Origin of the sequence: Methanolobus profundi (assembly GCF_900114835.1) — an archaeon.
Classification (GTDB): Archaea; Halobacteriota; Methanosarcinia; order Methanosarcinales; family Methanosarcinaceae; genus Methanolobus; species Methanolobus profundi.
Map to the genome: position 1 here is coordinate 119,505 of NZ_FOUJ01000005.1, position 12,389 is coordinate 131,893.

Annotated in this window: 10 protein-coding genes; all 10 read left to right on the plus strand. The window is 43.4% G+C overall.

The window, feature by feature from the left end; translation table 11 throughout:
- Window positions 1-39 precede the first annotated feature (39 nt).
- The 10 genes from BM008_RS11735 (at window position 40) to nifK (ending at window position 12,371) form a co-directional block, all read left to right on the plus strand.
- The gene (locus BM008_RS11735; RefSeq protein ID WP_245748026.1) at window positions 40-1,689 is read left to right on the plus strand and encodes an ABC1 kinase family protein; all 1,650 of its coding nucleotides are present in this window, start codon (window positions 40-42) and stop codon (window positions 1,687-1,689) included.
- Between the two features lie 84 nt (window positions 1,690-1,773).
- Window positions 1,774-2,748, plus strand: coding sequence for a DUF128 domain-containing protein (locus BM008_RS11740; protein WP_091937222.1), 975 nt, complete (start codon window positions 1,774-1,776; stop codon window positions 2,746-2,748).
- 475 nt (window positions 2,749-3,223) lie between these two features.
- A complete protein-coding gene (locus BM008_RS11745) occupies window positions 3,224-4,636 on the plus strand; it encodes an ammonium transporter (RefSeq protein WP_091937440.1) in 1,413 nt (470 codons plus the stop codon).
- Between the two features lie 5 nt (window positions 4,637-4,641).
- Window positions 4,642-4,980 carry a P-II family nitrogen regulator gene (locus BM008_RS11750; protein ID WP_091937224.1) on the plus strand — a complete coding sequence of 113 codons (339 nt, stop codon included), beginning with the start codon at window positions 4,642-4,644 and terminating at the stop codon, window positions 4,978-4,980.
- A gap of 346 nt (window positions 4,981-5,326) precedes the next feature.
- The gene (locus BM008_RS11755; RefSeq protein ID WP_091937226.1) at window positions 5,327-6,805 is read left to right on the plus strand and encodes a sensor histidine kinase; all 1,479 of its coding nucleotides are present in this window, start codon (window positions 5,327-5,329) and stop codon (window positions 6,803-6,805) included.
- Between the two features lie 1,041 nt (window positions 6,806-7,846).
- Window positions 7,847-8,668 carry a nitrogenase iron protein gene (nifH, locus tag BM008_RS11765; protein ID WP_091937231.1) on the plus strand — a complete coding sequence of 274 codons (822 nt, stop codon included), beginning with the start codon at window positions 7,847-7,849 and terminating at the stop codon, window positions 8,666-8,668.
- Window positions 8,669-8,691: 23 nt separating this feature from the next.
- The gene (locus tag BM008_RS11770) at window positions 8,692-9,009 is read left to right on the plus strand and encodes a P-II family nitrogen regulator (RefSeq protein WP_091937233.1); all 318 of its coding nucleotides are present in this window, start codon (window positions 8,692-8,694) and stop codon (window positions 9,007-9,009) included.
- Between the two features lie 19 nt (window positions 9,010-9,028).
- The gene (locus BM008_RS11775; RefSeq protein ID WP_091937235.1) at window positions 9,029-9,406 is read left to right on the plus strand and encodes a P-II family nitrogen regulator; all 378 of its coding nucleotides are present in this window, start codon (window positions 9,029-9,031) and stop codon (window positions 9,404-9,406) included.
- Window positions 9,403-10,986, plus strand: coding sequence for a nitrogenase molybdenum-iron protein alpha chain (nifD, locus tag BM008_RS11780; protein ID WP_091937237.1), 1,584 nt, complete (start codon window positions 9,403-9,405; stop codon window positions 10,984-10,986). The genes BM008_RS11775 and nifD overlap by 4 nt, the downstream gene beginning before the upstream one ends.
- Before the next feature lie 14 nt (window positions 10,987-11,000).
- Entirely contained in the window at window positions 11,001-12,371 is a 1,371-nt protein-coding gene (nifK, locus tag BM008_RS11785; protein WP_091937239.1) for a nitrogenase molybdenum-iron protein subunit beta, read from the plus strand.
- Window positions 12,372-12,389: the final 18 nt, after the last annotated feature.

Genomic DNA, 12,389 nt, shown 5'->3' on the forward strand with positions numbered 1-12,389 from the left:
GGGACCACAATGAGACCCCGGAAAATACACCGATATTCGATGATCAAAAGATATGGGAAGATCGTTGATGCTCTTGTCAAGTATGAGTTCGGCTATATAGCTGACAGGATGGGTATTGGAGGTATCCGGCCTCTTCGGTCACGGATAAAGAAACCGGAGAAGGTGCATAAGGATACGGATTCTGGCCCGAAGAAAGCACGATTGATGCTTGAGGAACTTGGTCCTACTTACATAAAGCTCGGTCAGATACTTAGTATGCGTCAGGACCTGATCCCTCCTGAGTATGCCGATGAGTTCTCAAAACTCCAGGATGAAGTGCAGCCTTTTGGTATGGAGGAAGTTGAAAGGCTCATAATGGAAGAACTGGGTTCGCATATCACTGATATTTTTGAATGCTTCGAGAACACTCCTATTGCTGCTGCTTCTATTGGTCAGGTCCATCGTGCGAAGTTAAAGACCGGTGAGGATGTTGTTGTCAAGGTCCAGAGGCCCGGTATCAAAAAGATAATAGAGGCCGATCTGGATATAATGTACAGTATAGCGGCATTTGCAGAGGAGCATCTTCCTGAAGCAAAGTTATATCGCCCTGTCGAGATCGTGGAGGAGTTCGAACGGTCTATCAAGGCTGAGATGGACTACACGCAGGAAGGCAGGAACGCTGATCATTTTGCCCGTAATTTCCGTGATCACCCACGGATATACATCCCAAAGGTCTACTGGGACCATTCCAGTATGAAAGTGCTGACACTGGAATATATCGATGGGGTAAAGAGCAATTCCTTTGGGGAACTTGAACGGATGGGAGTTGACAGGACAGAAGTGGCCACTGAGGTCCTGAAGTCTTTCATGAAGCAGATCTATGATGATGGTTTCTTCCATGCAGACCTGCACCCCGGTAATGTGTTCATAATGAAAGATGGCATGATAGCTCTCCTTGATTTTGGAATGGCTGGCTTCCTTTCAAGGGATATGCGCAATCTTCTGATCGATGACCTCATTGCAATAACAAAGGGGGACACGGTGCTCTACATCGAGCTTCTTAGAGACCTTGGTTCTATCGGTGATGATGTGGACCTTTCTTCATTGAAGGTCGATATTGACCATCTTTTGTACAAGTATTACGGAAGGCCAATAAGGCAACTTAACACTGCTCTGATCCTTGAAGAAATGATAAACCTTCTGAGAAAATACAAGGTAAGGGTTCCCGCAAATGTGGCTTTGCTCTCAAAAGGTGCTATGACCGCAGAGAGCTTTGGCAGCATAATGGACCCTGATGTAAATCTTACAGTTATTGCGGAACCATTTGCAAAGCAGGCTATAAAGGACCGTCTGCGTCTGACAAATATCGCAAGCAGTGTGTATCGGGATTATAATAACTGGACCCGCGTCCTTCACAAGGCACCAATGCAGATATCCCATATTCTTGAGATCGCTGAGAGGGGCTATTTGAAATTACGTTTCGATTCGCATGGCTTTGACCGGATCGTTGCGGAGCTGGATGCAGCAAGTAACCGTCTTTCGTTCAGTCTTATTATCTCTGCCATTATCGTGGGTTCGTCGCTTATCATCCAGACAGGGATGGAGCCACATATATGGGGAGTGCCTTTACTTGGCGTAATAGGATTCCTGGTGGCAGGATTCTTTGGTATGTGGCTGGTAATATATATACTCCGCACAGGAAGGATCTGATGCGAACAGTATACCTTAAATAGACATAGAATGTAACTTACAGGCCGGTGAGATGTCCACGGACAAACATCTTCGGGTGAAAAAATGACAGATCCAAATGTTGAGAGAAAGCTTGTTGAGATCATGCGAATTATCAGTGAGAGCGACAAGCCCCTAGGTGCGCGCCTTATAGCTGATGAGCTTCATAACCGTGGTTATGCGATAGGGGAGCGAGCCGTAAGGTATCATTTGCGGATACTTGATGAGAGAGGCTTCACTAAAAAGCATGGTTACATTGGGCGCACTATCACCGAGCGTGGTAAGAAGGAACTCAATGATGCACTTATAAGTGACAGGTTCGGATTCGTCATTACAAAGATCGAAGAGCTCATCTATAAAGCTGACTATAATATAGAAACAGGCAAAGGCAACGTTATTGTCAATGTGACCAACATCGACAAGGATGATTATGACAATGCCACTGAGATAATTAAGTATGCAATGGACCATGGTGCGACCATCAGTCCCCGGGTTGGTGTCATTGAAGAAGATACTGATCTTGACATCTATGTCCCGGAAGGTAAAGTGGCTGTTGCAACTGTATGTAGTATAACTTTCGACGGGCTTCTTTTGAATAATGGTATACCGGTTGTCCCGGTATATGGTGGATTAATGGAAATGCAGGATTATTCTCCTGCTGGTTTCCTGGACCTTATCTCCTATAATGGAACATCCATTGACCCCATCAAGATCTTCCTCAGGCGTAAGGCAACTTCTATACTCGAAGCTATCGAGACCGGTAATGGTAAAATGCTTGCAAATGTCCGCCAGATACCAGCATCTGCTACTAAAAGAGCAGAGGAGTTACTGGAGATCGCAAGCAAACATGACATCAGCGGACATCTGGCGATCGGGGATCCGGGAGATGACGTCCTTTTTGCTCCGATAGAGCGTGGAAAGGTCGGTATTCCTGTGATGGTTGGAATTAATTCAGTTGCTGCTGTTGAAGAGGCAGGTATTAATGTAGAGACCAATCCGGTCTCAGCCGTGATGGAATACAGCAAGATGAAAAAGCTTTGAAGAACCGTTTTTGGTTCTGAAACTTATTTCTTTTAATATATCTGTTGATCTTGAATGATGGTTGATTTTATCCTTAGCTTTGCTTTTGATTCATTTCTGTGATCATTTGGGGTAATATGGTCCTATATTCTTATGTGCGTGGGCCCACATGATGTATAAAGATATTCGATAAGTCTAAAGAACTGCTTTTTTAGTTGTATTAATCTTTTACCCCCGCACAACTCGTGAATAAGGCTAAGATGTGTGCAAATGATGCAACTCTTTTTATATTACTTAGATATAAAAATATATAATGTGTGGAATTTGTTGATATTTGATCCAGTTCGGGCTCTAAATGCCTGTTACTTTTATAGGAAATTAACATTTTCTATCACTTAATATATGAAGTATGATGAAGAAACCAGAATATTTAAATAGAATGAAGTCTACACATAGCATCCGTCTTCCTAATGAAGATGAAACAAAGGTGTTACTCATGTATGGAATATCACAGAAACTCAATTCAAAGATGATCTGGCAGGCTTTACTGCTAATGAGCGTCATATTTATGTTATTTATAGTTCCGGCATCCGCTGGAACAGTTGAAGAGAACAGCGAATCAATAGCAAACCTCGAGACAGCACTCACATTTATGTGGCTGATCATCGCTGGTGCAATAGTGTTCCTGATGCATGCAGGTTTCTCACTTGTTGAGATCGGCCTGACAAGGACCAAGAACACAGCCAACATCCTCATGAAGAACTTCATGACCATCTGTCTTGGTGTAGTTGTATACTGGGCAGTCGGCTGGGGGATCATGTATGGTGCTGACTTTGCAGGACTTATTGGTATTGACCAGTTCTTCCTTGTAGGAGCTGACAATGCATTATGGAACAGTTGGTGGTTCCAGATGGTCTTCGCAGCAACTGGTGCAACTATCGTTTCCGGTGCAATGGCTGAGAGGACTGACTTCAAGGCATATCTTATTTATACAGTACTTATGGTAGCACTCATCTATCCAGTATATGGTCACTGGGTATGGAGTGGTGCAGGAATTCTTACAAGCGGTTTCCTTGTTGACGCAATTGGTGTCGGACACCACGACTTTGCAGGTTCCGGTGTAGTACACTCAATTGGTGGATACTCAGCTCTTGCTGGTGTTCTTCTTGTAGGTCCAAGGATCGGTAAGTTCAAGAACGGAAAGCCAATGGCAATTCCAGGTCACAGTCTTCCACTCGCATTCCTCGGTACACTTATACTGGCATTCGGCTGGGTAGGATTCAACGGTGGTAGTACCCTTGATGCAATGGACCCATTCGTCAACCTTGTGATCGCAAACACATTCATAGCTGGTGCATCTGGTGGTATCATTGTCATGCTCATCACCTGGATGAAGACAGGAAAGCCAGACCCATCCCTTACAGCAAACGGACTTCTCGCAGGTCTTGTAGCTATCACAGCACCTTGTGGCTCAGTCAGCAACACTGGTGCACTTATCATCGGTATCATCGGTGGTATAGTGGTATACGCAGGTGTAATGTTCAATGAGAACGTACTTAAGCTCGATGATCCGGTAGGTGCAATTGCAGTACACGGATACACAGGTAGCTGGGGACTTATCGCAGTCGGTCTCTTCGCACTCGGTACAGATGGTACAATACTTGAAGGTGCAGCATACACTGCAGAGACAGCAGGTCTCTTCTACGGTGGAGGAGTAGGTCTCCTTATGATCCAGATCGTAGCTGTAATACTCAGTATCGTATGGGCATTTGGTATCTCATTCGTGATCTTCAAGATCCTCGATGTAGTGATCGGACTCCGTGTCTCTGAAGAACATGAAATTGCAGGACTGGACATTGTAGAACATGGAATCAGCGCATATCCAGAATTCATGATCCAGGAGGAGTGATTTAAATGATGAAGATAGAAGCAATCATAAGGCCAACAAAGATCCACGAAGTCAAGGATGCACTTGATGAAGCAGGATTTGAAAGTGTCACCGTAACCGATGTAAAAGGCAGAGGTAAGCAAAAGGGCGTTATGCAGCAGTGGAGAGGACGTAAGTACTGCGTTGACCTGTTGCCTAAGATAAAGATGGAAATGGTAGTCAAAGATGAGGATGTTGACAGTGTTGTCGACATCATTGTTAAGACCGCAGAAACCGGTTCCATTGGTGATGGTAAGATCTTCATATACCCTGTAAGCAAGATCATCAGGATCCGTACAGGAGAAACAGACGGAGAAGCACTCTAAGTGCTCTCCTTTCTTCTTTTTAGAACTTAATTGTATATTCACAGTGAGCCCCGGGAATTCAACATACCTATTACAATAGGATTCTGCAGTCCAGTTGTCACAATATAGCACTTCCATAGTTTTCCGGGGCTCTTCCCTAACTACTTACTGTTCTCATCTCTCATCTGCCACGGTGGGAATGTTATTTCAGTATCAATGCTTTTTATATGTGCTATTTTCTCAAATGTTATTTGTTTTTTGATGATGCTTCTGTTATAATAGCTAAGTAAATACACATACGCTGGCTGTATATACAGGTCTGTAAAAATAGCAACAATAATATACTATTGTGATTTATATTTAACAAATGACTGGTGATGGTAGACACAAGATATTGATAGTTGATGATGAGAAGATCAATGTAGCACTTCTAACTTCTTATCTTTCAGAAAATTATGATGTCATTACGGCATCGAATGGTGAACGTGCGCTTCCGATCGTAAAAGAGGAGGAGCCAGATCTCATACTACTGGATGTAGTTATGCCTGGGATGGATGGGTTTGATGTCTGCCGGGTAATAAAGCATGAATACAAACTTGATTTCATACCAATAATAATGCTCACTGCACTTACGTCCAAAGATGATCATCAGAAAGGTATTGAGGTTGGTGCGGATGATTTTCTTAAAAAGCCTGCTGACAAGTTCGAACTTGAGAAGAAGATAACAGCTCTTCTCAGGATCAAAGAACAGCACGATTCACTTTTAATGGACCGTAACAAGGCATATGAATATCTTGATTATGTAGGTAATCTGGTAGCTGTTCTTGATCATGAGTATAAGCTCATACATATCAATAAGAAAGGATCTGATATGCTTGGCTATACAAGGAAGAATATTCTCCATCGCGACTGGCTGGACCTGTTCGTTGCAGATAGTTATGCTGATCATGTAAAGAACAGATATGAAAAGCTATTGAAGGATGGTACAGGTGCATCGGACTACCATGAATATCCTGTCATGACCATTACCCGGAAAGAACGACTTTTCAGATGGTATGATTCCCTGCTCAAGGATGGTAATTGTGGTGCAAAGTGCATCCTGATATCCGGGGAAGATATAACTGATAAAAGGAAAGATGAGATAAAGCTCATTGAATACTCAAAACAGTTGCAGCATTCTAATGAACTGAAAGATCTGTTCACAGATGTTCTGCGTCATGATCTGCTCAATCCTGCTGGACTTATCAAATCGTTCACCGAGCTCCTTGAAGATACGGAGATATCTGACAAGCAGGCGCATATCATTGGTAATATCAAAAGGTCGAATTCAAAACTTATCGAACTCATTGAAGATGCTGCTCAACTTGCTAAACTTGAATCCATGGAGGAAATGGTCATAGTAAGGACTGATATCGGGCATTTGTTGCGGAGTATGCGTGAGAATTTCTCCCCTGTCATGGCTGGAAAGAACATTGAACTTGTCATGGATACTACCAGTTCTTATCCCTCTCTTGCCAATCCTATGATCGAGGCAGTTTTCTCAAATCTTATTTCCAATGCCATAAAATACAGCCCTGAGGATACCAGGATCACTATAGGTGTGGAGGATCAGGGCACCAAATGGAAGGTAACTGTCACAGACCAGGGGGATGGCATACCTGACAAGGATAAAGAAGCCGTATTTGACCGTTTTAACAGGCTCCATAAGGAAAACATCAAGGGTAATGGGATAGGGCTTGCGATCGTCAAAAGGATCATAGAATTGCATGAAGAAAGAATTGGAATTAATGATAATCCTGAAGGAAAAGGAAGTATATTCTGGTTCACGGTAAAAAAAGCTCTGTGAACCTTTGAGCTTCTAAAGATAAGGTCCAATCAAAGATGGTGCATTGTGTGGTGCATCATTGACATCACTTTTTTGTATTCTTTGCCGGCTATGTCTTGCAGGTGCTGTATGTGATCTGTTCGAATGGATATTGAATATTTCTGTAGTTCCTTATGGTCTTGTCTTCTAAGGTAAATGGCCTCTAAAGGGATCTCTGTCCTAGCTATGTTCTTCTTTGTCAAGTGATATGCCTGTAATTTGGATAAATGGCTGATAATTTGGATATTTCTAATAGGTTAACAGTTCTTTTTTCCATAATGTCCTTTTCTATGAAAAATGAAGCTATTTTTCCGGTATCACTCTATTTTAAAGTATCGTTTTTTAGAACTAAATATCCCAGAAACGATATTCATCGAACTACTCTCTTTTTTTAGATAGCAATTGGCCGTTCTCATATAGTATAGGTGCAACTGATGCCTGTTATTCTTATTTATTGTGTTTTTATTTTTCATTAACCGAATTATTTAAATAATATTAAGTGGTACAAAGGATGCCGACATCCCACATGGGTATAGGTACACATACATGGACTATCTTCTCATGGTCGATATGATCTATGAACTGTGAAAAAAATCAGATGTGAGCTAAATATTTCGGGAAGAGTCCTTGACGAAACCTGATCTATATTTCATCTGAAAAATTGTATAAAAATAGGATTTATTGCCTTAACTGAAAAGTGAAGTAAGATATTAAGAGTTCAGATCGTTCAGGTATATAAAGGTTTATCTGAATAATGCAGAAATTGCCAATTTTAGGCAAAATGGGATGGATGTCATCTACATTTCGCCTTTTTTTAGTAACTTTCTGTATAATGGCTCTTGATTTTGTTTACTTCTATAATCCTTATATTATTCAATAAGTCACAAGGAATAGTCTTATATATGGGAACATAGTACATAGGATTCCGTTGTACGATGCAATTTAATGCAGCTCCAATAACACACGATCGTACAACGAATACAATAAAAAAAACACATCAATTAAGCACAGAAGGAAAAGACCATGCGACAAGTAGCAATATACGGAAAGGGCGGAATCGGAAAGTCAACTACAACTCAGAATTTGACCGGAGCACTCGCCACCATGGGCAAAAAGATACTGTTAGTAGGATGTGACCCAAAGGCAGACTCTACAAGAATGCTTCTCGGAGGTCTTAACCAGAAGACAGTACTCGACACCCTTAGATCAGAAGGCGACGAATCTATTGAACTCGACAAGCTTCTCCAGCCAGGATTTGGCGGGATCAAGTGTGTAGAATCAGGTGGACCAGAACCTGGTGTCGGTTGTGCAGGCAGAGGAATTATCACTTCCATCGGTCTCCTTGAGAACCTTGGTGCATACGAAGATGATCTCGACTACGTATTCTATGACGTACTCGGTGACGTAGTATGTGGAGGTTTCGCAATGCCTATCAGAGAAGGAAAGGCACAGGAGATCTACATTGTAGCTAGTGGAGAACTTATGGCTATCTATGCAGCAAACAACATCTGCAAGGGTATCCAGAAGTACGCAAAGGGCGGGGCACGTCTTGGCGGAATCATTTGTAACAGTAGAAATGTAGATGGAGAACGCGAACTTCTTGAAGCATTTGCAGAAAGACTTGGAAGTAAGTTGATCCACTTCGTACCAAGAGACAACATTGTCCAGCGTGCTGAGATCAACAGAAAGGTTGTAATCGAATTCGACCCAGAATGTGACCAGGCAAAGGAATACATGACACTTGCTAAGAACATCGAGGAAAATGACCTGTTCGTGGTTCCAACACCACTTGACATGGATGACCTCGAAGCAATGATGGTAGAATTCGGAATTGTAGAACTTTAAATTGGATAAGAGGTGAAAAAACAATGCAGATGATTCGTGCGATAATCAGACCTGAGAAGGTAGTTGATGTTGTAGATGCACTCGAAAAGGAAGACTTTGTATCCCTCACCAAGACCGATGTATTCGGTAGAGGAAAGCAGAGAGGTATCCACACAGCAGATCTACAGTTCAACGAACTTCCAAAAACAATGCTTATGTTAGTAGTTGAGGATGCTGACAAGGACAAGGTCCTTGAGATCATCAAGTCTTCAGCTCACACAGGAAAGTACGGAGACGGTAAGGTTTTCGTAAACCCGGTCGAAAGCGCATACACGATCCGTACAGGCGCAAGCGGACTTTAAATCCGTAGAGGGATGCCAAATGAAGGAAATAACTGCGATTATCCGCATGAACAAGGTGCAGAAGACACTCGATGCCCTTGATGGATGCGGTTACCCCTCATTCACCGTAGAGAAGGTGATGGGTCGAGGTAAGCAAAAGGGATTGTGCTTTGAGTTCAATCCTCCACTTCCTGAACAGCCTGAGCCAGAGTTTACTCATGTACCTTTTGTCCCAAAGCGTATGTTCACGATCGTTGTGAACGACAAGGCAGCTGACAAGGTCATAAAGAAGATAATCGACATCAACCAAACTGGTCATGCTGGAGATGGAAAGATCTTTGTCACAGATATACCAGAAGTATACAGAGTAAGGACCGGAGAATCTGGAGAAGAGACTGTAGGGAGGAATGTAGAATGAGTTCTGAAGTCGAAAAGTCACAGCAAGTCATCGATGAGATGATGAAGATCTATCCAAAAAAGACTGAAAAGGATAGAAGGAAGCACTTTACCGTAAAGGACTCCTGCGAAACCGAGCAGCACATCGAAGCCAACGCTAAGACAGTCCCTGGTATAATGACAAACCGTGGTTGTGCATATGCCGGTGGAAAGGGTGTGGTTATGGGACCTATCAAGGATATGGTTCACATCACACACGGACCAATTGGCTGTGGATACTACACCTGGGGAACCAGGAGAAACATGGCAAAGGCAGAAGATGGCGGCGACAACTACCTGCAATACTGTTTCTCAACAGACATGAAAGAAACAGACATTGTATTCGGTGGTGAAAAGAAGCTCAAGGAAGCAATTGACGATGCAATGAGGATCTTCAAGCCAGGAGCTATCTCCATCAATGCAACATGTCCAGTAGGACTTATCGGTGACGATATTGAATCTGTAGCACGTAATGCAGAAAAGGATTATCCTGGTTTAAAGGTACTGGCTCTTCGCTGTGAAGGATACAGAGGAGTAAGTCAGTCAGCAGGACACCACGTTGCAAGTAACGTGATCATGGAACAGCTGATCGGTACTGAAGAACTTGAGAACCCAACACCATTTGACATCAACATCTTTGGTGAATACAACATTGGTGGTGACCTCTGGGAGATCAAGCCACTCTTTGAGAAGATCGGATACCGTATCGTTTCCAGCTTCACAGGAGACGGGTCCTATCACAATCTTTCAAAGGCACACCGTGCAAAGCTCAGTATCCTCCTCTGTCACAGGTCAGTTAACTACACTAACCGTATGATGGAAGAGAAGTACGGAGTTCCATGGTTAAAGGTCAATTACGTGGGTATCGAAGGAACAAAGAAGTCACTCAGGAAGATGGCTGAATACTTCGATAATGAAGAACTCACAAAGAAGACCGAGGAAATAATTGAAGAAGAAGTAGCAAAGATCCAGCCTGAACTTGAGAAGTACAGGAACAAGCTCCAGGGCAAGACAGCATTTATCTATGCTGGCGGCTCCAGGTCACACCACTACCAGAACCTCTTTGAGGATCTCGGAATGAAGGTACTTGTTGCAGGATACCAGTTCGCTCACCGTGATGACTACGAAGGTAGACAGATCCTCGATGGTCTGAAGGAAAAGGCATCAAGTGGAATCCTTGAAGATCTCCACTACGAAAGAGATCCTGACTTCACACCAGCCATCAGTCCAGAACGTATGGCAGAGCTCAAGGATAAGGTTGGTCTCATGAGCTATGAAGGAATGCTTCCTGAAATGCATGATGGTGCTATCATGGTGGACGACCTTAACCACTACGAGACAGAATTCCTCATTAATGAACTCAAGCCAGACCTGTTCTGTTCAGGTATCAAGGACAAGTACTGGGCACAGAAGATGGGTGTCCCATCCAGACAGATACACTCATATGACTACAGTGGTCGTTACACCGGATTCAGTGGTGTACTGAACTTTGCAAGAGATGTAGACATGACAGTGAACAACCCAAGCTGGAAGCTCCAGAAGACCCCATGGAAGGGAGAATAAAGGAGGCCTGAAAAATGTTAGATTATACACCAAAGGAAGAAGTGCAGAGAGATGCACTGGTCGTAAACCCTGCAAAGATCTGCCAGCCGATCGGTGCAACATATGCTGCACTGGGTATACGCAACTGTATGCCACACAGCCATGGTTCACAGGGATGTCTTTCATACCTGAGAATGGCTCTTACAAGGCACTTCAGAGAACCAACCATCGGTACAACCAGCAGTTTCTATGAAGGTACTGCTGTATTCGGTGGTGCATCAAACCTCAAGAAGTCACTTGAGAACATTGAAGCTGTATACACCCCAGAGGTCATTGCAATACACACAACATGTCTTTCCGAGACTATTGGTGACGATGTAGGCTCAATGATCGAGGATGTAAAGGAAGAAGAACTCATCGACCCATCCATCAAGCTTTGTGCAGCATCAACCCCAAGTTATGTGGGTTCCCACGTGACAGGTTACGACAACATGGTAAAGTCATTTGTCACAACCTTTGCACAGAAGACAAAGCCAAACGGAAAGTTGAATATAATTCCTGGTTTCGTAGACCCAGGAGACATTCGTGAGATCAAGAGATTGCTCTCCATCATGAATATCCCTACGATCGTCTTCCCTGACCAGACAGATGTACTGGATACCGGAATCGGAATGGAAAGAGAACTGTTCGCAAATGGCGGAACACCTATCGGTGACGTAGAGGACAGTGCAAACTCCATGGGTACCATCGCACTCTGTGGAATGGCAGGAGGCGCAGCAGCAAATGTATTCAAGAACAAGTTCAAGATGCCAGTACAGATAGGACCTGCACCAATAGGCGTACGCTTTACAGACAGGTTTGTCATGAAGGCAGCTGAACTTGCAAATGTTGCAATTCCACCAGAACTTGAACAGGAAAGAGCAAGGGTCGTTGACATGATGACAGATGCTCACCAACACTTCTATGGTAAGAAGGTAGCCATATTCGGTGACCCTGACATAATAGAAGGTCTCACAAGCCTTGTGCTTGAAATGGGAATGGAGCCTGTTGTGGTTCTCTCAGGTTCAGTTAGCAAGGCTTTCGTAGAAAGAGTATCTGAAATGGTACACCCACTGTACCCTAACGCACAGATCCTTGCAGAAGCTGACCTTTTCACACTCCACCAGATCATAAAGAACGAGCCAGTAGACATGCTGATCGGTAACACCTATGGTAAGCACATCGCTCTTGCCGAGGATATCCCACTGATCAGGGTAGGGTTCCCTATCATGGACAGGGCGAACCTGCACCACTTCCCTGTCATGGGATACGCAGGAGCAGCTCGCATGATCGAGTGGATAGGAAACACGTTCTTGGACATCAAGGACAAGACCGTTCCTGAAGAAGAAATAGAGATCGTCCAGTAAAGATCTCAATATATAAGA